At 73.1% G+C, this 21,451-nt stretch carries 19 protein-coding genes and 1 tRNA gene; 16 read left to right on the plus strand and 4 right to left on the minus strand.

Annotated elements, in window-relative coordinates:
- Positions 1-231 precede the first annotated feature (231 nt).
- From rsmI to FB465_RS21015, 7 genes are all read left to right on the plus strand, one after another.
- Positions 232-1,077 carry a 16S rRNA (cytidine(1402)-2'-O)-methyltransferase gene (gene rsmI, locus FB465_RS20985; protein ID WP_145792767.1) on the plus strand — a complete coding sequence of 282 codons (846 nt, stop codon included), beginning with the start codon at positions 232-234 and terminating at the stop codon, positions 1,075-1,077.
- 213 nt (positions 1,078-1,290) lie between these two features.
- On the plus strand, positions 1,291-1,743 hold the full coding sequence (locus FB465_RS36355; protein WP_211785827.1) for a hypothetical protein: 453 nt from the start codon (positions 1,291-1,293) through the stop codon (positions 1,741-1,743).
- Between the two features lie 72 nt (positions 1,744-1,815).
- Positions 1,816-3,435, plus strand: coding sequence for a methionine--tRNA ligase (metG, locus tag FB465_RS20995; protein WP_145792768.1), 1,620 nt, complete (start codon positions 1,816-1,818; stop codon positions 3,433-3,435).
- Positions 3,435-4,310 (plus strand): TatD family hydrolase, encoded by an 876-nt coding sequence (locus FB465_RS21000; RefSeq protein ID WP_145792770.1) that lies wholly within the window; start codon positions 3,435-3,437, stop codon positions 4,308-4,310. Before metG ends, FB465_RS21000 begins: the two co-directional genes overlap by 1 nt.
- Positions 4,311-4,330: 20 nt before the next feature.
- Positions 4,331-5,212 (plus strand): 16S rRNA (adenine(1518)-N(6)/adenine(1519)-N(6))-dimethyltransferase RsmA, encoded by an 882-nt coding sequence (gene rsmA, locus FB465_RS21005; RefSeq protein WP_145792772.1) that lies wholly within the window; start codon positions 4,331-4,333, stop codon positions 5,210-5,212.
- The gene (locus FB465_RS21010) at positions 5,209-6,156 is read left to right on the plus strand and encodes a 4-(cytidine 5'-diphospho)-2-C-methyl-D-erythritol kinase (protein WP_145792774.1); all 948 of its coding nucleotides are present in this window, start codon (positions 5,209-5,211) and stop codon (positions 6,154-6,156) included. Before rsmA ends, FB465_RS21010 begins: the two co-directional genes overlap by 4 nt.
- Positions 6,157-6,469: 313 nt before the next feature.
- Complete coding sequence (locus FB465_RS21015) at positions 6,470-8,272, plus strand: ABC-F family ATP-binding cassette domain-containing protein (RefSeq protein WP_145792776.1); 1,803 nt, start codon at positions 6,470-6,472, stop codon at positions 8,270-8,272.
- 15 nt (positions 8,273-8,287) lie between these two features.
- Here the strand turns inward: FB465_RS21015 and FB465_RS21020 are convergent, their stop codons facing one another.
- On the minus strand, positions 8,288-10,189 hold the full coding sequence (locus FB465_RS21020; protein ID WP_145792778.1) for an FUSC family protein: 1,902 nt from the start codon (positions 10,187-10,189) through the stop codon (positions 8,288-8,290).
- A 57-nt stretch (positions 10,190-10,246) separates the two neighbouring features.
- Entirely contained in the window at positions 10,247-10,459 is a 213-nt protein-coding gene (locus tag FB465_RS21025; RefSeq protein WP_145792779.1) for a hypothetical protein, read from the minus strand.
- A 145-nt stretch (positions 10,460-10,604) separates the two neighbouring features.
- Between FB465_RS21025 and FB465_RS21030 the strand changes: the two genes are divergently transcribed.
- The gene (locus FB465_RS21030; RefSeq protein ID WP_145792781.1) at positions 10,605-11,948 is read left to right on the plus strand and encodes an MFS transporter; all 1,344 of its coding nucleotides are present in this window, start codon (positions 10,605-10,607) and stop codon (positions 11,946-11,948) included.
- 17 nt (positions 11,949-11,965) lie between these two features.
- Here FB465_RS21030 and FB465_RS21035 read toward each other — a convergent pair whose 3' ends face one another.
- The gene (locus tag FB465_RS21035; protein WP_145792783.1) at positions 11,966-12,562 is read right to left on the minus strand and encodes a flavodoxin family protein; all 597 of its coding nucleotides are present in this window, start codon (positions 12,560-12,562) and stop codon (positions 11,966-11,968) included.
- A 127-nt stretch (positions 12,563-12,689) separates the two neighbouring features.
- Between FB465_RS21035 and FB465_RS21040 the strand changes: the two genes are divergently transcribed.
- From FB465_RS21040 to FB465_RS21075, 8 genes are all read left to right on the plus strand, one after another.
- Positions 12,690-13,088: a winged helix-turn-helix transcriptional regulator gene (locus FB465_RS21040; RefSeq protein WP_145792785.1), complete on the plus strand. Its 399-nt coding sequence runs from the start codon at positions 12,690-12,692 to the stop codon at positions 13,086-13,088.
- Positions 13,089-13,156: 68 nt separating this feature from the next.
- Positions 13,157-13,232, plus strand: a tRNA-Thr gene (locus FB465_RS21045).
- Between the two features lie 175 nt (positions 13,233-13,407).
- A complete protein-coding gene (locus tag FB465_RS21050; RefSeq protein ID WP_145797486.1) occupies positions 13,408-14,076 on the plus strand; it encodes a LuxR C-terminal-related transcriptional regulator in 669 nt (222 codons plus the stop codon).
- Between the two features lie 260 nt (positions 14,077-14,336).
- Complete coding sequence (gene galT, locus FB465_RS21055) at positions 14,337-15,440, plus strand: galactose-1-phosphate uridylyltransferase (protein WP_145792786.1); 1,104 nt, start codon at positions 14,337-14,339, stop codon at positions 15,438-15,440.
- Complete coding sequence (gene galE, locus FB465_RS21060) at positions 15,437-16,399, plus strand: UDP-glucose 4-epimerase GalE (protein WP_145792788.1); 963 nt, start codon at positions 15,437-15,439, stop codon at positions 16,397-16,399. Before galT ends, galE begins: the two co-directional genes overlap by 4 nt.
- The gene (gene galK / locus FB465_RS21065; protein ID WP_145792790.1) at positions 16,362-17,522 is read left to right on the plus strand and encodes a galactokinase; all 1,161 of its coding nucleotides are present in this window, start codon (positions 16,362-16,364) and stop codon (positions 17,520-17,522) included. Before galE ends, galK begins: the two co-directional genes overlap by 38 nt.
- 179 nt (positions 17,523-17,701) lie before the next feature.
- Complete coding sequence (locus FB465_RS21070) at positions 17,702-18,607, plus strand: LuxR C-terminal-related transcriptional regulator (RefSeq protein WP_145792792.1); 906 nt, start codon at positions 17,702-17,704, stop codon at positions 18,605-18,607.
- A gap of 147 nt (positions 18,608-18,754) precedes the next feature.
- The gene (locus FB465_RS21075) at positions 18,755-20,209 is read left to right on the plus strand and encodes a polysaccharide biosynthesis protein (RefSeq protein WP_246192758.1); all 1,455 of its coding nucleotides are present in this window, start codon (positions 18,755-18,757) and stop codon (positions 20,207-20,209) included.
- Between the two features lie 13 nt (positions 20,210-20,222).
- Here the strand turns inward: FB465_RS21075 and FB465_RS21080 are convergent, their stop codons facing one another.
- Positions 20,223-21,188, minus strand: coding sequence for an SMP-30/gluconolactonase/LRE family protein (locus FB465_RS21080; protein WP_145792796.1), 966 nt, complete (start codon positions 21,186-21,188; stop codon positions 20,223-20,225).
- Positions 21,189-21,451 lie beyond the last annotated feature (263 nt).

A 21,451-nucleotide genomic window follows, 5' to 3' on the forward strand; every position in this document is an offset into this window, starting at 1 on the left:
CACCCGCCACATCGTAGGGGCGGCTCATGAGCGGGCAATGCTCTCCTCGCAAGCTGCCCGGTTCGTCACCATTGCCCAGGCACCCCCGCGCTTCTTCCGGTCGCCTCCGGGGGCTCTGACCCGGCGCCGGCGCTCCTCGCTCCGGCGCTCCCTCCTTCGTCGGTCTCTTGTCGCTCGTCACTTTCGGCACCGGCGCCCCCTGCGGCTCTTGCTTGCTGCGAGGATGGGCCCGTGACAGGTGTACTCGTACTCGCAGGGACCCCCATCGGCGACGTCTCGGACGCCCCGCCCCGGCTGCTCACCGAACTGGCCTCGGCGGACGTGATCGCGGCCGAGGACACCCGGCGGCTGCGCCGCCTCACCCAGGCGCTCGGAGTGACCCCGGTGGGCCGGGTGGTCTCCTACTTCGAGGGCAACGAGGTGGCCCGCACCCCGGAGCTGATCGAAGCGCTGCTCGGCGGGGCGCGCGTGCTGCTGGTGACCGACGCCGGGATGCCCTCGGTCTCCGACCCCGGCTACCGGCTGGTGGACGCGGCCGTCGCGGCCGACATCAAGGTCACCGCCGTGCCCGGCCCCTCCGCCGTGCTCACCGCACTGGCCCTCTCCGGGCTGCCGGTGGACCGCTTCACCTTCGAGGGCTTCCTGCCGCGCAAGACCGGTGACCGCGCCCGCCAGCTCGCCGAGGTCGCCGCCGAGCCCCGCACCATGGTCTTCTTCGAGGCCCCGCACCGGATCGCCGAGGCCCTCGCCGCGATGGCCGAGGCCTTCGGCCCCGAGCGCCCCGCCGCCGTCTGCCGCGAACTGACCAAGACGTACGAGGAGGTCAAGCGCGGCCCGCTCGGTGAGCTCGCCGCGTGGGCGGCCGGCGGCGTCAAGGGCGAGATCACCGTCGTCGTCGCGGGCGCCCCGCCGGCCGCTCCGCAGTCGCTGACCCCCGAGGAGCTGGCCCGCCGGGTCGCCGTCCGCGAGGAGGCGGGGGAGCGCCGCAAGGAGGCCATCGCGGCCGTCGCGGCGGAGCTGGGGCTGCCCAAGCGGGAGGTCTTCGATGCGGTCGTGGCGGCGAAGACCCGCAGTTGAGCGTGGGTGCCGGTGAGGTGGGAGACGCGTACCGTGGAGAGGAGCACTCCCTAAACGCCGGTTGAGCTGAAGCTTTGGCCCCGACTTCGTACAGGCATCCCCAATTCGCCGCCAAGTCTTGGCAAGCCGGGTGGCGGAGTGCAGCTCCTGGGCATTCCCTGGGATGGAAAGACCCGAGCCGGGCGACCGTCCGGCGGGCGCTGGGAGACGGCTATGAGCGAGACGATCGGTAGCCCTCTGAGTGGCAATGCAGTGCGCGACACCGCGCCGAGCGGCCTCGGACTGACCACCCGGCCGCAGGCCCCCGTGGAGACCGTCCGGGAGGCGTACTCCTTCGCCTGCCTGAGCTGCGGCTACGGGTGGGAGCAGGCGTACGACATCGAGCACCGCATGGCCCGGGACGGACACATGGTGATCGAGTACTACGCCAACGGTGTCCGAGTGCCCTCACCGCTGCTCAAGCCGACCTGCCCTGGTTGCGGCGGACACACCGTGCGGATCATGCGCGAGGGCCGCGTGGCCACCGCCGAGAGCTCGTCGGTCCCGGCGCCGGGCTTCGCGCCCCACGCCGAACCCGCCACGCCCGAGCAGCCCAGGCCGCAGGCCCGCACCGAGCACCGCTCGGTCAGGTCCTGGCTGCAGTCCAAGCTCGGCAAGAGCGCCTGAGCCCGAGCGCGGGAACCACCCCCGAAGTAATGGGTCGAGGGTGGTTCCTTCGCGCGGCTAAGATTTCTGACCATGGCGGCCACTGCAGACCACAGCACCACCGGGGCTTCGAACTCGGCGTACTACGTCACCACCCCGATCTACTACGTGAACGATCGCCCGCACCTGGGCCACGCGTACACGACCGTCGCGGGCGACGTGCTCACGCGCTGGCACCGCCAGCGCGGCGAGAAGGTGTGGTACCTCACCGGTACGGACGAGCACGGCCAGAAGATCCTGCGGACGGCCGAGGCCAACGGCGTCACCCCGCAGGAGTGGTGCGACAAGCTGGTCGAGGAGGCCTGGAAGCCGCTCTGGCAGCACCTGGGCATCGCCAACGACGACTTCATCCGGACGACCCAGCCGCGGCACACCGCCCGCGTGCAGGAGTTCGTCCAGGACCTGCACGACAAGGGCGAGATCTACAAGGGCGGCTACTCCGGCCCGTACTGCGTCGGCTGCGAGGAGTACAAGCTCCCGAACGAGCTGCTCCCCGGTGCGACGGACGACGAGAAGCTCTGCCCGATCCACAAGAAGCCGGTCGAGTGGCTGGAGGAGGAGAACTACTTCTTCCGTCTCTCCGCGTACGGCCCGAAGCTGCTCGAGTTCTACGCCGCCAACCCCGACTTCATCGCGCCCGCCTCGGCGCGCAACGAGGTGCTGCGCTTCGTCGAGCAGGGCCTGCAGGACCTCTCGATCTCCCGCTCCACCTTCAACTGGGGTGTGCCGCTGCCCTGGGACGAGAAGCACGTCCTCTACGTGTGGGTGGACGCACTGCAGAACTACATCACCGCCGCCGGGTACGGCGCGGACCCGGAGCGCTTCGCCGAGCTGTGGCCGGCCTCGGTGCACCTGGTCGGCAAGGACATCCTGCGGTTCCACGCGGTGATCTGGCCGGCGATGCTGATGGCCGCCGGGCTGCCGTTGCCCAAGCGCGTGGTCGCCAACGGCTGGCTGATGGTCGGCGGCGAGAAGATGAGCAAGTCCAACCTGACCGGCATCGCGCCGCAGGACCTCACCTCGCACTTCGGCGTGGACGCCTACCGCTACTACTTCCTGCGGGCGATCCCGTTCGGCACCGACGGTTCCTTCTCCTGGGAGGACTTCGGCGCCCGGTACACCTCCGAGCTGGCCAACGACTTCGGCAACCTCGCCTCGCGCGTCGCCGCCATGGTCGGCAAGTACTTCGAGGGCTCGCTGCCGGCCGCCACCGCCGCCGGTGACGCCGAGCAGGCCGTCGCCGACGGTCTGGTGACCGCGGTCCGGGTGGCCGACCGGAAGATCGGTGAGGACCTGGACTTCGCCGGCGGCATCGCGGCGATCTTCGAGTTCATCAAGCAGGTCAACGGCTACCTCACCGAGCAGGAGCCGTGGAAGGTCGCCAAGGACGAGTCGGCCGAGGGCCAGGCGCGCCTCGCGACCATCCTCTACACCGCCGCCGAGGCGCTGCGGGCGACGGCCGTGCTGCTCAACCCGGTGATGCCGACGGCCGCCCAGAAGCTGTGGGACTCGCTGGGTGCGGAGGCGGGCCTGGGTTCGCTCGCCGACCAGACCATCGCCGCCGTCGCCGACTGGGGCCGCCTGCCGGTGGGCTCCACCGTCACCAAGGGCGACATCCTGTTCCCGCGCCTCGAAGAGAAGCCGACCGCCTGATGGCCTCCCCCGACGACCGGTCGACCCCACCGCCGCTGCCCGCCCCGCTGGCGGTGGCGGTGGCCGACTCGCACACCCACCTGGACATGCAGTCCGGCACCCCGGCCGCGAGCCTCGCCAAGGCCGCGTCGGTCGGCGTGACGGCGGTCGTCCAGGTGGGCTGCGACGTGCCCGGCTCGCGCTGGGCCGCCTCGCTGGCGGCCGAGTTCGACGCCGTGCACGCGGCCGTCGCCCTGCACCCCAACGAGGCGCCCCGCCTCGTCCTGGGTGACCCCGACGGCTGGTCGGGCAGGAAGCGCACGCCCGGCGGCCACCAGGCGCTGGACGCCGCGCTCGCCGAGATAGACGCGCTCGCCGCCCTGCCGCAGGTGAAGGCCGTCGGCGAGACCGGGCTCGACTATTTCCGCACCGGGCCCGAGGGCGTGGACATCCAGAAGGAGTCCTTCCGCCGCCACATCGAGATCGCCAAGCGCCACGGCAAGGCGCTGGTGATCCACGACCGGGACGCCCACCAGGACGTCATCGAGTTGCTGCTGGCGGAGGGCGCCCCCGAGCGCACGGTCTTCCACTGCTACTCCGGCGATGCCGAGATGGCCAAGATCTGCGCCGAGCACGGCTGGTACCTCTCCTTCGCCGGGCCGGTCACCTTCAAGGCCAACCAGCCGCTGCGCGACGCCCTCACCGTCACCCCGCTCGACCGGGTGCTGATCGAGACCGACGCCCCCTTCCTCACCCCGCACCCGTACCGGGGCCGCCCCAACGCCCCGTACCTGATCCCGGTCACGCTGCGGTCGATGGCGGAGACCCTCGGGCTGCACGAGGACGAGCTCGCCACGGCGATCGCCGCCAACACGGCGCGCGCCTTCGGGTACTGAGGCGCACGTATCCTTGCGGGGTGAGCAGCACCGATCCCACCCCTGACAGCCACCTCCTGGGCGCCTCCGACATCCGGGAGCTGGCCGCCACGCTGGGCGTGAAGCCGACCAAGCAGCGCGGGCAGAACTTCGTCATCGACGGCAACACGGTCCGGCGCATCGTCCGGGCCGCCGAGGTGACCGGCGAGGACGCGGTGGTCGAGGTCGGCCCCGGGCTCGGCTCGCTCACCCTCGCGCTGCTGGAGGTCGCGGCGCACGTGACGGCGGTGGAGATCGACCCGCTGCTCGCGCAGCACCTCCCCACCACCATCGCCGCCCGGATGCCCGGGCGCGCCAAGGACTTCGACCTCGTCCTCAGCGATGCCATGGAGGTCACCGAACTCCCCGGCCCGCCGCCCACCGCGCTGGTCGCCAACCTCCCCTACAACGTCGCCGTCCCCGTGCTGCTGCACATGCTGGCGACCTTCCCCAGCATCGAGCGCACGCTGGTGATGGTGCAGAGCGAGGTCGCCGACCGGCTCGCGGCCAAGCCCGGCAACAAGGTCTACGGGGTGCCCTCGGTCAAGGCCAACTGGTACGCGGACGTGAAGCGCTCCGGGGCCATCGGCCGGAACGTCTTCTGGCCCGCGCCCAACGTCGACTCCGGTCTGGTCTCGCTGGTGCGCCGGCAGCCGCCCGCGACCTCGGCCACCCGCCAGGAGGTCTTCGCGGTCGTGGACGCCGCCTTCGCCCAGCGCCGCAAGACCCTGCGGGCCGCGCTGGCCGGCTGGGCGGGCTCCCCGGCCGCCGCCGAGCAGGCGCTGGCCGCCGCCGGCATCGACCACAAGCTGCGCGGCGAGATGCTGACGGTGGAACAGTTCGCCGCCATCGCCGAGCACAAGCCGAAGGTACCGGTCCTGTGATCACTGTTCGGGTCCCCGCCAAGGTCAACGTCCAGCTCGGCGTCGGCGGACTGCGCGCCGACGGCTTCCACGACCTGGCCAACGTCTTCTTCGCGGTCGCCCTCGGCGACGAGGTGACCGCCACCCCGGGCGAGGGCGTCACCCTCTCCTGCACGGGCCCGGACGCGGCGAGCGTCCCGCTGGACGACACCAACCTCGCCGCCCGCGCGGCCCGCCTGCTCGCCGCCCACCACGGCATCGAGCCGGGCGTCCACCTGCACATCGCCAAGTCCATCCCGGTGGCCGGCGGCATGGCGGGCGGCAGCGCCGACGGGGCCGCCGCCCTGGTCGCCTGCGACGCCCTCTGGGGCCTGAACACGCCCATGGACGTCCTCCTCGACCTCGCCGCCGAGCTCGGTTCCGACGTCCCCTTCGCCCTGATCGGCGGCGTCGCGCTGGGCCGGGGCCGGGGCGAGATCCTGGAGCCGCTGCCCGTCACCGGCACCTTCCACTGGGTCTTCGCCGTCGCCGACGGCGGCCTCTCCACCCCGGCCGTCTTCCGCGAGTGCGACCGCCTCCGCGACGAGGCCTTTGTCGGCTCTGCCGACCAGGGGGCGGGGTCGGGCTCCGCCGCCACCGAGGTCCCCACCCCGGACGCCGACGCCGCCCTGCTCGCCGCCCTCGCCGACGGTGACCCGGCCGCCCTCGCGGCTGCTCTCACCAACGACCTCCAGCCCGCCGCCCTCTCCCTGCGCCCGGCCCTCGCCGACACCCTCCGCGCGGGCACCGACGCCGGTGCCATCGGCGCGCTGGTCTCCGGCTCCGGCCCCACCTGCGCCTTCCTCGCCAAGGACGCCGAAGCGGCGGCCGCCATCGCCAAGGCCCTCACCGGCTCCGGCACCTGCCGCACTGCCCATGCAACGTACGGCCCCGTCCCCGGCGCACAGGTTCAGCCCGGCGTTTGACCGGCCGCCCTGGCCCCGCGGGCCGAGGCGCTCACCGGACCGACGACGCCCGGGGGGTGTCCGCGTCCAGAGCACCGGCCTGCCGGGATGCGAGACCGGCCCCGGCCAGCTCGCCACCTGGGGCCGCGCGCTCACCGACCGGGTCGACGCCTTCGGCTTCAACCGGAACCGGGAGGGCCGGTCCAGCAAGACCATCACCTTCGACTGGTCCGGGCCGGACCGAGACGGCGAACTCGCGGGCCGACCACTCCCACTACTCTTGGGAAGATCGGGGCATTCCCCGACGTCATCCGATCCCAGGAGCGCAGCAGCAGTGGCCGTCAATCTTGCCACCATCGAGTCCGTCACGAAGGTCTACGGCACTCGTGCCCTGCTCGACGGGGTCAGCCTCGGGGTCAGCGAGGGCGACCGGATCGGGGTTGTCGGGCGCAACGGCGACGGCAAGACCACGCTGATCCGGATGCTCGCCAAGCTGGAGGAGCCGGACACCGGGCGGATCACCCACTCCGGCGGCCTGCAGATGGCCGTGCTCACCCAGCACGACTCGCTCGACCCGAAGGCCACCATCCGCCACGAGGTGATCGCCGACCGGGCGGACCACGAGTGGCTCGGCGACTCCCGGATCCGGGACATCATCCAGGGCCTCTTCGGCGGTCTCGACCTGCCGGGCTTCGACCAGGGCCTGGACACCGTGATCGGCCCGCTCTCCGGTGGCGAGCGCCGCCGGATCGCCCTGGCCAAGCTGCTGCTCGGCGAGCCCGACCTGATCGTCCTGGACGAGCCCACCAACCACCTCGACGTCGAGGGCATCGCCTGGCTCGCCCAGCACCTGCAGAACCGCCGCTCCGCCCTCGTCTGCGTGACCCACGACCGCTGGTTCCTGGACCAGGTCTGCAGCCGGATGTGGGACGTCCAGCGCGGCGAGGTCCACGAGTACGAGGGCGGCTACTCCGACTACGTCTTCGCCCGCGCCGAGCGCTCGCGGATCGAGGCCACCGAGGAGACCAAGCGGCAGAACCTGGCCCGCAAGGAGCTCGCCTGGCTGCGCCGCGGCGCCCCCGCCCGTACCTCGAAGCCGCGGTACCGGATCGAGGCCGCCAACGCGCTGATCGCCGACGTCCCGGAGCCGCGCGACAAGAGCGAGCTGATGAAGTTCGCCAACGCACGCCTGGGCCGTACCGTCTTCGAGCTCGAGGACGTCACGATCAAGGCCGGGCCCAAGCTGCTCCTGGAGCACCTCACCTTCAACCTCGGCCCCGGTGACCGGATCGGCCTGCTCGGCGTCAACGGCGCCGGCAAGACCTCGCTGCTGCGGGCCATGCAGGCCGCGTTCGCAACCGAGGGCGACGTGCAGCCCGCGTCCGGTGTGATCAAGGTCGGCAAGACCGTCCGGCTGGCGTACCTCTCGCAGGAGATCGCGGAGCTCGACCCGGCGACCCGGGTGCTGCAGGCGGTCGAGCAGATCCGTGGCCGGGTCGACCTCGGCAAGGGCCGGGAGATGAGTGCCGGTCAGCTCTGCGAGCAGTTCGGCTTCGGCAAGGACAAGCAGTGGACGCCGGTCGGCGACCTCTCCGGTGGCGAGCGCCGCCGGCTGCAGCTGCTGCGCCTGCTGATGGACGAGCCGAACGTGCTGTTCCTCGACGAGCCCACCAACGACCTCGACATCGAGACCCTCAACCAGCTGGAGGACCTGCTCGACGGCTGGCCGGGCTCGATGGTCGTGATCAGCCACGACCGGTTCTTCATCGAGCGGACCACGGACACCGTGCACGCCCTGCTCGGCGACAAGCGCCTGCGGATGCTGCCGAACGGCGTGGACGAGTACCTGGAGCGCCGGGCCAGGATCGCCGAGGCGGCGGTGCCCGCGCTGGCCGCGCCGGCTGCGGCCAAGCCCGCCGGTGACACCCGGCTGGCGAAGAAGGAGATGCAGAAGCTGGAGCGGCAGATCGCCAAGCTGGACCAGCAGGAGTCCAAGCTGCACACCCAGCTCGCCGAGCACGCCGCCGACTTCTCCAAGGTCGCGGAGCTGGACGCCCAGCTGCGCAAGGTCAAGGAGGAGAAGGAGGAGCTGGAGCTCGGCTGGATGGAGCTCGCCGAGCAGGTCGAGCAGGGCTGACGCAACTGCGTAGCCCTAGGGACTCGCCCTCAGCAGGATCTCGAGTTCGTGTGCCGCACGGGCCAGTGCGCTGAGCGCCGGGTCGTGCGGGCCGGCCGGGCGTGCGGCGAGGCCGGTGGGCGGGCGGTGTGCCCGGGCGGCCCCGGTGAGGTGGTCGAGTGCGGCGAACACCCGTGCCGCTTCGGCGGGTTCGGGTTCGCGGCCGCCGTAGCGGATCTGCGCGGCGTACGCGGCGACCGCGCCGCTCAGCCGCTCCAGCGCCGCGGTCGCCGGCAGCCACTGCTCGGCGAGGCGCCCGGCGGGCGGCGGTTCGGTGAGCCCGTGCTGCACCTCCTGGCGGGCGTCGGCCAGCGCCCGGTACGCCGTCCGCCGCAGCCAGACCTCGGCGACCGGCGCCCGGCGCTCCTCGACCACCGAGGCCAGGTACTCGCGCAGCGCGGTGGTGGCGGCCGCGATCCGCGGCTCGATCCGGTGCGGGGGCCGCTCGGGCCAGAGCACGTAGCCGAAGACCAGCACGATCACGCTGGCCAGCGTGGTGTCCAGGACGCGCGGCCAGAACTCCGCCGCCCCGCTCCCGCCGCCGAGTTGGACCAGGACCAGCGCCATCGGGGTCATCACGGCCGTGTTCAGCCCGTAGTGCGCGGCGGCCGACCACGGCAGCAGGGCGACGCAGACCGAGGCGATCGCGGCCAGCGCCCACTGGTCGGTGGTGAGCAGGAGCAGCGCCGCCGTGACGGCCACCCCGAGCACCGTGCCGACCGAGCGGCTGACGGCCCGTAGGAAGACCGAACCGAGGTCCGGCTTGAGTACGAACGCGACCGTCATCGGCACCCAGTAGCTCCGGCTCAGCGGGAGCCCGGCGGTGACCGCCTCGGCCACCGCGATGCAGAGCGCGACCCGCAGGCCGTACCGGACGGAGCCGCCGGAGAGCAGCCGGACCCGCAGCCGCCACGGGTCGGGGGGCGGGGCCGAGGCGGTGTCGAGGACGGCCGGGCGGCCCGCGACCGTGTCGGCGGCGGCCCGCAGGGCGACGTCCAGGGCCTTGAGGGCGGGGGTGCCGGGCTCCCAGACGGGGTACTCGGGCTGGGGGCCGCCCAGCACGGCCCGGGCGAGCTCGCCGGGGAGGGCGGCGACCTCGGCAGGTACCGGCCGCCAGGCCCAGAGCAGCCCGCTGGCGGCCTCGGTCGCGGCCAGCGCCGCGTGGTAGCTCCGGCGCAACTGCCCGACGTGGGGCGGTTCCTGGCGGCCGGGGCGGAGGTGCGGGAGCAGGTCCTGCACCTGGTTGAGCCGGGCGGTCAGCAGCTGCCGCGACCTGGCGCCCTGCGGGGTGCCGAGAGTCGCGAGCATGCCGCCGAGGGCGTCGTACGCCGCCGCCAGCGCCCGGCGGCGCGGGTCCGCCTGCGGGCGGGGACGGTACGGCAGGCCGAGCAGCACCACGTACGCGGCGCCGAGCAGCATCATCGGCGGCGCGGCCCACCAGGGGTGCGGCAGTGCCATGCCGCCGCCCAGCGAGGCGGAGACCAGCAGCAGCATCCCGGCGGCCGAACCGCGCGGACCGGTCGCGCTGACGGCCCCGGAGGCGAAGGCGACGGTGGTCAGGGCCAGGCCGACGGTGAGCGGGCCGGAGCGGTGGTGCTGGAGTGCGGCGCCGATCAGCATGCCCAGGGCGGAGGCGAGCAGGGCGGAGGCGATCCGCGGGGCCCGGAGGTGGATCGGCTCGACGCGGTCGTTCATGGTCGCGTGCATCGCGCCGAGCCCGGCGAAGACGCCGAGGTCGAGGCGCCCGGTGAGCAGGCCGAGGAAGAGCGGGGTCGCCATGCCCAGGGCGGCCCGGACCATCAGGGCGCGGGGCAGCGGCGGTCTGGCCGGCCGGGCGGCGCGGGCCCACCAGGCGGGGGAGCGGCCGGGGGCTGACAAGGGATCACATGCCTTCCGTAGGCCGCGCCGCCCCGTCACGACAGCCGCGCGGCGCCCTCAGCGCCTGGGGCGGAACCGGCGGACGGTCTCGCAGCAGGAGAGGAGCACCAGCACCCCGCCGGCGACGGCCCAGCCGATCGATCCGCCCTCGCGGTGCTGGGTCACACCGAGGTCCAGCAGGAAGAGGTTGAGCGCCAGGCAGGACACCGCGAACACCTTGTCGAAGACGCCGCCGTGATCGGACGCATCCGCGTCGAACAGGTCTTCCATGCTCGCCCTTTCCTGGCCGGGAGCGCACACAATAGCGCCCTCGGCCGGGCCGCGCACCACCCCCGGCGGACGTCAGGTCGTACGCTCCCGAATCACCCGTGTGCGTGCTGTCGGCGCAGGTCAGGACGCCGCCAGTGTGGGCGGCATGACATCTGACACCTCATCGGCGGTCGCCGCGGGCCCTGGCCTGCGCCGGGTCGCGGCGGCCGCGCTGATCGGCACCACGATCGAGTTCTACGACTTCTTCATCTACGGCACCGCCGCCGCCCTGGTCTTCGGTCCGGTCTTCTTCCCCGAGCTCGGCGCCACCGGTGCCCTGCTCGCGGCCTTCTCCGTCTACGCCGTGGCCTTCCTGGCCCGGCCGCTCGGCGCGCTGCTGTTCGGCCACTTCGGCGACCGGCTGGGCCGCAAGGCGACCCTGGTGGTCTCGCTCCTGCTGATGGGCGTCTCGACGGCGGCGGTCGGGCTGCTGCCCGGGTACCGCGACTGGGGGATCTGGGCACCGCTCCTGCTGGTCCTGCTGCGGATCTGCCAGGGCGTGGGCCTCGGCGGGGAGTGGGGCGGGGCCGCGCTGCTGCTGGCCGAGCACGCCCCGCCCGAGCGGCGCGGCCGGTACGGCGCGTACCTGCAACTCGGGCCCTGCGCCGGGTTCTTCCTGGCGACCGGGGTGTTCCTGGCGCTGTCGGAGGGGCTCAGCGAGGCGGCCTTCACGGGCTGGGGCTGGCGGCTGCCGTTCCTGGCCTCGCTGGGGCTGGTCGCGGTCGGGCTCTTCGTCCGGCTGCGGATCACCGAGACGCCGGTGTTCCGCGAGGAGGCCGAACGGGCCGAGGCCCCCGCGCTGGACGTGCTGCGCGAGCACGGCCGCACGGTGCTGCTGGGCGGTGGCGCGATCATGGTCGGGTACGCGCTGTTCTACCTGACCACCACCTATGCCCTCGCCTACGCGACCGCCGGGTTGGGTGCGGCGCGCGGGTTGGTGCTGGGGCTGCTGATGGTGGGCGCCGTCGCCAAGGGGGCGGCGGCCTGGTTCACCGCGGGGCGCAGCGACCGCTGGGGCCGGCGCCGCGGGCTGCAGGCCGCCACCGTGCTGGCGACCGCGTGGGCGCTGGTGCTGTTCCCGCTGCTGGAGACGGTACGGACGCCGCTGGTGGCGCTCGCCCTGGTGGGCGCGATGGCGGTGCTGGGCTGCCTGTTCGGTCCGGTGGCGGCGTACCTGCCGGAGCTGTTCCCGACCCGGGTCCGCTACACGGGTGCGGCGCTCACGTACAACATCGGCGGGGTGGTCGGCGGGGCGACGGCGCCGCTGGTGGCCACCCGGCTGACCGGGGCGTACGGCACGGCCGAGCCGGTCGGCTGGTACCTGGCCGGGGTCGGGTTGGTGTCGCTGCTCTGTCTGTGGGCGCTGCCGGAGACCCGCGGCAGCGACCTGTCGCGGGTGCGCGAGCGCCGCGCCCGCGCGGTGGGCGCGGGCGCGGCGTACGAGGGGTGACGAGGGGTGACGAGGAGTCAGACGGCGAGCGCGGCGCGCCCGGCGACCACGACCGCGGTCTGCTTGGCGACCCGCTCGCCCAGGTGCTCGGCGGTGGCTATGTCGGACTTGTGGACACCGTCCGGGCCCGCGTCCTGGTTGGTCTGGGCGCCGGCGCCCAGGAAGACGCCGAGGCGGTTGAGGTCGTTCTCGGAGGCGGTGGAGGAGTTCCAGCCCGGGTGCAGACCGAGGCTCACCCACTGCATGCCGTGCTGGGCGGCGAGGACGGTGAAGAACTGCAGGGTGTGCAGCTTGTCGCCGCTCTTGGAGGCGGAGTTGGTGAAGCCGGCCGCGACCTTGTCCTTCCAGGCCATGGTGAACCAGCGCTTGGAGGTCGCCTCGGCGAAGGTGTGAAAGGCGCCCGAGGCGGTGCCCATGTAGGTGGGCGAGCCGAAGATGATCGCGTCGGCGGCGTCCAGCTGCTCCCACTGCTCGTCGGTGATGGTGTCCACGGCGACCTGGACGACCTCGGCGCCGGCCGCGGCGGCACCGCGGGCGACCGCCTCGGCGAGCACGGCGGTGTGGCCGTAGCCGGAGTGGAAGGCGATGGCGACGGTGGGGCGGGTGGTGGTCATGGCGGAGTGACTCCTGGGAAGAGGTGGGTGCCCGGGCTGCAGGCCCGGGCTGGCGGTCTCCAATATAGACCAAGTCTCTATTGGTTACCAGGGGGCGAATGGAGACCTGTCCCGTTACTCTGGAGTCATGACCACGCAGCAGCAGGATTCCGAGTTCGACGTCTTCGCCGCGTTCTGTCCCGGCCGGGACGTCTTCGCGGAACTCGCCGACAAGTGGTCGCTGCTGCTCCTGGCGAGCCTCTACAAGCTCGGTGAGCAGCGCTTCTCCGAGCTGCAGCGCTCGGTCGGCGGGGTGAGCCGCAAGATGCTCACCCAGTCCCTGCGCACGCTGGAGCGGGACGGGCTGGTGCTGCGCACCGTCCACCCCGAGACGCCGCCGCGGGTGGTCTACGGCCTGCTGCCGCTCGGCCGTACGCTGGCCGAGCGGGTGGTGCCCATCGGGGACTGGGTCGAGGCCAACAGCCCGGCGGTGCTGGCCGCGCGGGCGGGCTTCGACGAGGTGCACGGCGGCGGCGTGGGCGGCTGAGCCCGGGGGCCGGCCGATTTCACGTTCCGGCCGATGACCATGTAATGTCTTCCTCGTTCGACCGGTTCGCCCCTATAGCTCAGTCGGTAGAGCGTCTCCATGGTAAGGAGAAGGTCTGCGGTTCGATTCCGCATGGGGGCTCCACAGTACGAAGGCTCCCGCCGAAAGGCGGGGGCCTTCTGTGTTTCCGGATCGGACCACGCGGCGGGCCTACGCGGCCTAGCGGGCCGGGCCCGGTTTGCGCTGTGATGGTGCGTCAATGACGGCCCGCCGTGGTGGCGGGGCGTACGGGCGGGCCGGACGGGACTGGGAGGGCGCCATGGGCGTTCGGCTCGTGGTGGTCGACGACCACCGGCTGCTGGCCGAGGCACTGGCCACGGCCCTGCAGTTGCGCGGCCACCGGGTGCTCGCACTGGGCTCGCCGTCCCGCGCGATCGGCGAGCTGGTCATCGGCCGGCGGCCCGAGGTCTGTGTGCTCGGGGTGGCCGGACCGGGGGAGCCGGACGTCTTCGAACCCGTACGCCGGCTGCGGCGGGAGCGCCCCGAGATCGCCGTCGTCGTGCTCGGCCCGGTCGGCGAACCCGGCCGGGTGGCCGCCGCGTTCGCGGCCGGCGCCGCCGGGTACGTGCGCAGCGACGAGCGCATCGAGGTGGTCGAGCGGGCGATCGTCCGGGTCCGCACCGGTGAGGCGGCGGTTGCCGTCGAGGTGCTCCAGGGTGCGTTCGAGCGGCTGCTGCGGCCGCCGGTGGAGCCGGACGACGACGCCCTCCGGCTGCTGCGGGTGCTGACGCGCCGTGAGATCCAGGTGCTGGCCCGGATCGCCGAGGGCGAGGACACCGCCGCCATCGCGGCCGGGATGGGGATCGCCTCCAGCACCGCCCGTACCCACGTCCAGCGCGTCCTGATGAAGCTCGGTGCCCGCACCCGCCTCGAAGCCGCCGCCGTCGCCGCCCGAACCGGCCTCCTCGACCGGGTCCACCGGGCCTAGCGGCCCCGCCGCTGGTTGCACCGACAGGGGTATCCCAGGGGCGCGAGGACTGCGCGAGATCGGAAGGCACCGGCCTGTAGCCTCCCGCCTCGCGCAGTTCTCCCCCAGCCTTCGGCCGGGAGGTGCCCCCACGCGCCCCTGTGGTTGGCCCGCCGCCTCAGCTTTCCCGCCCCGTGGTGCTTCGGCATGCCCTTCGGTGTTGACTCATGGTGGTTTCTGTTTGATTATGTTCCCGTTAGAGGACAGGGAAGGCGGAGGCCGTGAAGAAGACCACGACCAAGCTCGCGGACGGCCGCGAGCTCATCTACTTCGACGCGGACGACTCCGCCGCCAGGGACTCCACCGACCTGCGCCCGTTGGAGCCCACCACCGCCCTGTCGGAGATCCGCCGCGACCCGGCGACCGGCGACTGGGTCACCATCGCCGCCCACCGGCAGGGCCGGATCTACCACCCCCCGGCCGACGAGTGCCCGCTCTGCCCGTCCCGGGACGGCCGGCGCAGCGAGATCCCGGCCCCGGACTACGACGTCGCGGTGTTCGAGAACCGCTTCCCCTCCCTCGCCTCCGAGGCCGCCGCCCACGTCACCGGCAGCGACGACCCCCTGCAGACCCGCGCCCCCGGCGCCGGCCGCTGCGAGGTGGTCTGCTTCACCGCCGACCACGGGGCCTCCTTCGCGGACCTCACCGAGGCCAAGGCCCGCCTGGTCCTGGAGGCCTGGACGGACCGCACCGCCGAACTCTCCGCCCTCCCCGGCGTCCAGCAGGTCTTCTGCTTCGAGAACCGCGGCGCGGAGATCGGCGTGACCCTGGCCCACCCGCACGGCCAGATCTACGCCTTCCCCTTCGTCGCCCCGCGCACCACCAAGATGATCGGCGCCGCCGAGGCCCACCGCGCACGCACCGGCCGCAACCTCTTCGAGGACCTGCTCGCCGCCGAGCTGGCCGACCCCGTCCGGGTGGTCATCGCGGGCGAACACTGGACGGCCTTCGTCCCCTACGCCGCACGCTGGCCGTACGAGGTTCACCTCTACCCCAACCGCCGGGTCGCCGACCTCACCCGCCTCACCGCCGCGGAACGCGCCGAATTCCCCCGGGTCTACCTCGAACTGCTCCGCCGCTTTGACCGTCTGTTCACAGAGGCGGGTCACAATGCCCAGGCCGCACCGACGCCGTACATCGCAGCCTGGCACCAGGCTCCGGCCCTCCGAGGGGAGGAGCTGGCGCTGCATCTGGAGCTGTTCACGATCCGTCGTACGGTAGGCAAGCTCAAGTTCCTCGCCGGGGTCGAATCCGGCATGGACGCGTTCGTCAACGATGTGTCGCCCGAGGCGGCGGCACAGCGCCTGCGGGAGGTCGCAAGATGAGTAAGTACCTGGTCACGGGTGGCGCCGGCTACGTCGGAAGTGTCGTCGCCGCACACCTGCTGGAGGCCGGCCACCAGGTCACGGTGCTCGACGACCTCTCCACCGGCTTCCGCGAGGGCGTCCCGGCCGGCGCCGAGTTCGTCCGGGGCCGCATCCAGGACGCCTCCGACGTGCTCGACGCCTCCTTCGACGGCGTCCTGCACTTCGCCGCCTCCTCCCAGGTCGGCGAGTCCGTCGCCGACCCGGAGAAGTACTGGCGCAACAACGTGGCCGGCTCCCTCGAGCTGGTCGGCGCGATGCGCAAGGCCGGCGTGCGCAAGCTGGTCTTCTCCTCCACCGCCGCCGTCTACGGCGAGCCCGAGGTGGTCCCGATCGCCGAGACCGCCCGCACCTCCCCGACCAACACGTACGGCGCCACCAAGCTGGCCGTCGACCACCTCATCACCAGCGAGGCCGTCGCCCACGGCCTGGCCGCCGTCTCGCTGCGCTACTTCAACGTGGCCGGCGCCTACGGAAAGTACGGCGAGCGCCACGACCCGGAGTCGCACCTGATCCCGCTGGTCTTCCAGGCCGCCCTCGGACAGCGCCCGCACATCGCCGTCTACGGCGACGACTACCCGACCCCCGACGGCACCTGCATCCGCGACTACATCCACGTCGCCGACCTCGCCGAGGCCCACCTGCTCGCCCTGGGCGCCGCCAAGCCCGGCGAGCACCTGATCTGCAACCTCGGCAACGGCAGCGGCTTCTCGGTCCGCGAGGTCATCGAGTCCGTCCGCCGCGTGACCGGCCGTGAGATCCCCGTCGTCACCGCCGAGCGTCGCCCCGGCGACCCCGCCGTCCTGGTCGCCTCCGCGCAGCGCGCCCACGACGCCCTCGGCTGGCGCCCAAGCCGCCCGGAGCTCGACGACATCGTCGCCGATGCCTGGAAGTTCACTCTGGAGAAGCACCTTGACTGATTTCCAGTCCGTGTTCGGCGCCGCCCCGGCAGGGGGCTGGGCGGCGCCCGGCCGGGTCAACCTGATCGGCGAGCACACCGACTACAACGACGGCTTCGTCCTCCCCGTCGCCCTCCCGCACACCGCCCGTGCTGCTGTCCGCCGCCGCGACGACGGCCTGCTGCGGCTCCACAGCGAGCAGGGCGACGGCACGGTCACCGAACTCGGGGTCGCCGAGCTCACGCCCGGCGCGGTCGACGGCTGGGCCAAGTACCCTGCCGCCGTGGTCTGGGCCCTGCGCGAGGCCGGCCACGAGGTCGGCGGGGCCGACCTCTGGATCGACAGCGACGTCCCCACCGGCGCGGGGCTCTCCTCCTCCGCCGCCCTGGAGTGCGTGGTGGCCACCGCCTACAACGACCTCCACGAACTCGGCCTCACCGCGCCCGAGTTGGCCCTGATCGCGCAGCGCGCCGAGAACGCCTTCGTCGGCGTTCCGTGCGGCGTGATGGATCAGATGGCCTCCATGTGCTGTGCCGAGGGCGGCGCGCTCTTCCTCGACACCCGCGACCTCTCCCAGCGCCAGGTGCCGCTCGACCTCGCCGGGCACGGCCTGCGGCTGCTGGTCATCGACACCCGCGTCAAGCACGACCTCGCCGACGGCGCGTACGCGGAACTGCGGGCCGGCTGCGAGCGGGCCGCGGAGCTGCTCGGTCTGCGCGCCCTGCGCGACCTCCCGGCCGCCAGGCTGGAGACCGCCCTTGACCGGCTCCCCGCCGAACTCCGGCCGCTGGTACGGCATGTGGTGACCGAGGGCGCCCGCGTCGAGCGGGCCGTCGCCCTGCTGGACGCCGGGGACCTGGCCGGCCTCGGCCCGATCCTGACCGCCGGACACGCCTCGCTCCGGGACGACTACCGGGTCTCCTGCCCCGAGACCGACCTCGCGGCGGCCACCGCCGTGCAGGCCGGCGCACTCGGCGCCCGGATGACCGGCGGCGGCTTCGGCGGCTCCGTGCTCGCCCTGGTCGAGGACGGCGCGCTCGACCAGGTCGCCGCCGCCGTCACCACCGCCTTCACCGAGGCCGGCTACGCCGCCCCCCGGACCTTCGCCGCCACCCCCGCCGCGGGCGCCCGTCGCATCAGCTGATCCACCCCGCCCGCCCGGCCCGCAGAGCTGACGCTCCGTCGGGTCGGGCGGACTGCTGTGAAGAGCCAACTCCTCAGGCATGGACGAAACTTCACCAAACCCCCACCGAGTCGCCCCCTAGCCCGTACGCTGAGTCCGGTACCGGTGGGGGTCGGCACCTGAGCAGGGGGGACGACAGCATGGGGCGGATTCGCGTCCTGGTGGTCGACGACCACCGCATCTTTGCCGAGGCACTCGCGGCGGCACTCGCCGCAGAGCCGGACGTCGAGGTCGGCGCAGCCGGCAGCGCGCCCGCGGCCGAACGCGCCCTGGAGCGCGCCGCTGCCGAGGGCCGCGCGTTCGACGTGATCCTCATCGACGCCGACCTGGGCCCGGGCAACCCGGTACCGCCGCGCAGGCCGCGCCCGCTCGCCGAGGCCGACCAGCGCCGCCTGGCCGCGCCGCCCGTCCTGCCGGTGCCCCGCCGCCCGCCGTTCCTCGCGCAGACCGCGGCACAGCGGTCGCCCGTACTCGCAGGCCAGGGCGCCACCAGCGCCGACGGCCTCGCCCTGCTCGCCCGCGTCTGCCGCAGCCACCCCGCGCTGCGCGCCGTCGTGCTCGCCACCGAGGACGACCCCCGCCGTGCCGTACGCGCCCTGCAGGCCGGCGCGCTCGGCTGGGTCGCCAAGGACAGCTCACTCCCTCGGCTGATGGCCGTGGTCCGCGGTGTGCTGCGCGATGAGACCCACCTCCCGCCGGCCCTCCTCACCGGAGTGGTACGGGAGTTGACCGCAGCCCGACGCGACCGCACCGAGAGCGAACGGCTGGTGGAGACGCTCACCCCCCGCGAGGAGGAGGTGCTGCGCTGTATGGTCGCCGGCCTCGGCCGGCAGGCGGTCGCCGAGCGGCTCTACCTCTCGCCGCACACGGTGCGCACCCATATGCAGAACGTCCTCGGCAAGCTGGGGGTGCACTCCACCCTCGCCGCCGTCGCCGTGGCCCGACGGGCGGGTGTCAGCCCCTCCGAACCCCCGGCGCCCTCACCGGCGCCCGCCAAACCCACCACGCCGACCGTCGCCTCGACCCCAGGCCCCGGCGCCGGCTGACCGGCCCCCCTCACACCCAGGTACCGACTCCGTCAGGTCAGGGAATCCGGAGGACAGATGTCGCCGTACAGCAATGCCGCACGCCTGAATCCGCTCGAAAGCCGGCTGCCGAGGCGGGCTGATGGTGCATCAGGCCTGCGGACCCTCGTGGTCGGAGGCGGGGCCGCCGGCACCGCACTGGTCCGCGACCTCGGCCGCACGCCCGAGTTCGGCCTCACCGCCGTCGGGGTGCTCGACGACGACCCCGCCAAGGCCGGCAGCCATGTCGACGCCGTACCGGTCCTCGGCGCCCTCGCCGACCTGACCGAGCTGGCCGTCGAACACCGCGCCCAGGTCGTCGTGCTGGCCATCCCGGGCCTCGCCCACCAGAAGGTCCGCACCCTCGCCACCGCGGCCGCCGCAGCCGGCGCCGCCGTACGCTACCTGCCCTCCTTCCTCTCCGCGCTGCGCCGCGAGGTGGTCGGCTCCGACCTGCGCAGCCTGGACGTCAACAAGCTGATCGGCCGGCACGAGGTGCACGTCGTCTCGTCCGACGTCCGGGCCGTGATCGAGGGCCGCCGGGTACTGGTCACCGGCGCCGGCGGATCGATCGGCAGTGAACTCTGCCGCCAGGTCCACGCCTTCGGCCCGTCCGAGCTCTACATGCTCGACCACGACGAGTCCAACCTGCACCGGCTCCAGCTGGAGATCTGGGGCGAGGCCCTGCTCACCGACGACTCCCTGGTCATCGCCGACATCCGGGACCGCCCGCGGATCCAGCAGATCTTCCGCGACCTCAAGCCCGAGGTGGTCTTCCACGCCGCCGCCCACAAGCACCTGCCGCTGCTGGAGCGCCACCCGTCCGAGGCGGTGAAGTCCAATGTGCTCGGCACCGACAACCTGGTCGAGGCGGCGCTGGCCACCGGCGTCGAGCGCTTCGTGCTGATCTCCACCGACAAGGCCGCCGACCCGACCTCCGTGCTCGGCGCCAGCAAGCGGCTGGCCGAGCTGATCGTCCAGGCCAATGCCAGGGACGCCCGCAACCTCGGCACCGGGGTGTTCTCCGCCGTCCGCTTCGGCAACGTGCTCGGCTCGCGCGGCTCGCTGCTCTCGGTCCTGGCCGAACAGCTGCGCAGCGGCACCCCGGTGACGGTCACCCACCCCGATGTCACCCGCTTCTTCATGACCATCGAGGAGGCCGTCGGCCTGGTCCTGGAAGCCGGGCGGATGGCCCACGGCGGAGAGGTGTTCGTACTCGACATGGGCGAGCCGGTCCGGATCGTCGACCTGGTGCACAACTTCGCCCGGCAGGTGCAGCTCGGCGCCGAGGACGTGGAGATCCGCTACACCGGTCTGCGCGCGGGGGAGAAGCTCAACGAGGCGCTGTTCTCGGAGGGCGAGGAACGCCTGCCCACCGCGCACGCCAGGATCTACGCCACCCTCGCCGAACCCTCCGCGGGCCCCGAGGACCTGGCGGGCGGTCTGACCGGCCTGTACGAGGCGGCGGCGGGCAACAGCGATGCCGAGGTCCGCCGCCGCCTCGCCGAGCTCCTGCCCGGCTACCGCACCCCCGAGGAGCTGCCCGAACCGGCGCTGAGCACGCCGTACCCGGACGGCTTCTGACGGCGCGGCCCGGTCACCAGTGCCGCTCGAAGTGGGCGAGCAGCAGGTTCGGGTCCTTGACGGTGGTGGGGAAGGACGCGCTGGTGACGTACACGCGGTCGCCGCGCACCGCCACGGAGGTGGGGTCCGCCAGCCCGTCCTGCTGGGTGAGCACGACCGAGTGGGCGCCGTCGGAGGTCACGAAGTCGACCTCGTTGGGGGCGTTCAGGGCGGCGAACAGGTCGTCGCGGTGCCCGGTGAAGCCGAAGTCGTCGATGCCGTCGAGCCCGGTGGCCCGGGTCTCGATCGGTGCGGCGGACCCGTCCGGGCAGATCGGGATGCGCAGCACCGTCCCCCGGTCGGAGTTGGCCACCCAGATGGCGCCGTTGTGGTTCCTGATGCCGTTGGCGCCGATGAAGGTGAGCGGTTCCAGCTCGGTCCCGGTGGCCCAGGCGGTCGGTGCACCGCCGTGCACCGGGACCCGCCAGACGGTGCCCAGCTCCGAGTCGGCGGAGTAGAGCAGGCCGTGCCGGCGGTCGAGGGTGAGGCCGTTGGGAAGCCCGGTCGGCGGGAGGGCCGCGATCTGCTCGGGCGTGCCGCCGGGGACGATCCGCCAGATGCCGGTCAGCTTGTCGCCGGTGGCGTAGTTGACGTAGAGGGTGCCGTCCCCGGCCCGGGCGATGCCGGTGACCGCCGCGAAGCCGATCTTCGGGGTGGACGCCACGGCCGGGGCGGGCAGTTCGGCCAGGATGTCCGTGTGGCCGTCGAGACCGACCCTGGCGACCTGCCGGCTGACCGCGAAGGTCACGTCGGCCGAGCCGTCCGGCTCGAGGACGAGGTTCTCCGCAGTCTGGCCGGCGTTGAAGTCGAAGTGCTTGACGACGTGCGGGTCGGACAGCGGAGGGGCCACCGACACGGCGGGAGCCGAGGCGAGCAGGGTCAGGGCGGCGGACGCGGCGCCGATCCCGGCGACTCGGGTGAGGCGGGTGAGGCGGAGCAAGGTGTCTCCTCTGCGGGGTGCGCCGGGTGTCGAGAACCGGCCACAGACCCGGGACACCCGGCCGGGCTTTCAGCAGAGCACGCCGAAGGCCGGGCCACCCGTCGGGGGCCGGACGCATTCGGGTGAGAGCCGAGCCGCTGACAGGCTGTCATGCGGTACGCCCGGCGGCGGGATCGCCCGCTCGGCCGACACCGGACCGGCGCAACGGGCCAACCACAAGGGGCGCGGGGAACTGCGCGAGACGGAAGGCAACGACCTGTGCC

The sequence above is a fragment of the Kitasatospora atroaurantiaca genome (assembly GCF_007828955.1).
Lineage (GTDB): Bacteria > Actinomycetota > Actinomycetes > Streptomycetales > Streptomycetaceae > Kitasatospora > Kitasatospora atroaurantiaca.

Bases quoted from the DNA above. Each gene is read 5' to 3' on its own strand.
- FB465_RS21030 (WP_145792781.1), top strand. From the start codon at position 10,605: ATGACATCTGACACCTCATCGGCGGTCGCCGCGGGCCCTGGCCTGCGC.
- FB465_RS21000 (WP_145792770.1), top strand. From the start codon at position 3,435: ATGGCCTCCCCCGACGACCGGTCGACCCCACCGCCGCTGCCCGCCCCG.
- FB465_RS21040 (WP_145792785.1), top strand. From the start codon at position 12,690: ATGACCACGCAGCAGCAGGATTCCGAGTTCGACGTCTTCGCCGCGTTC.
- metG (WP_145792768.1), top strand. From the start codon at position 1,816: ATGGCGGCCACTGCAGACCACAGCACCACCGGGGCTTCGAACTCGGCG.
- FB465_RS21035 (WP_145792783.1), bottom strand. From the start codon at position 12,562: ATGACCACCACCCGCCCCACCGTCGCCATCGCCTTCCACTCCGGCTAC.
- FB465_RS21025 (WP_145792779.1), bottom strand. From the start codon at position 10,459: ATGGAAGACCTGTTCGACGCGGATGCGTCCGATCACGGCGGCGTCTTC.
- FB465_RS21070 (WP_145792792.1), top strand. From the start codon at position 17,702: ATGGGGCGGATTCGCGTCCTGGTGGTCGACGACCACCGCATCTTTGCC.
- FB465_RS21050 (WP_145797486.1), top strand. From the start codon at position 13,408: ATGGGCGTTCGGCTCGTGGTGGTCGACGACCACCGGCTGCTGGCCGAG.
- galK (WP_145792790.1), top strand. From the start codon at position 16,362: ATGCCTGGAAGTTCACTCTGGAGAAGCACCTTGACTGATTTCCAGTCC.
- FB465_RS36355 (WP_211785827.1), top strand. From the start codon at position 1,291: ATGAGCGAGACGATCGGTAGCCCTCTGAGTGGCAATGCAGTGCGCGAC.
- galE (WP_145792788.1), top strand. From the start codon at position 15,437: ATGAGTAAGTACCTGGTCACGGGTGGCGCCGGCTACGTCGGAAGTGTC.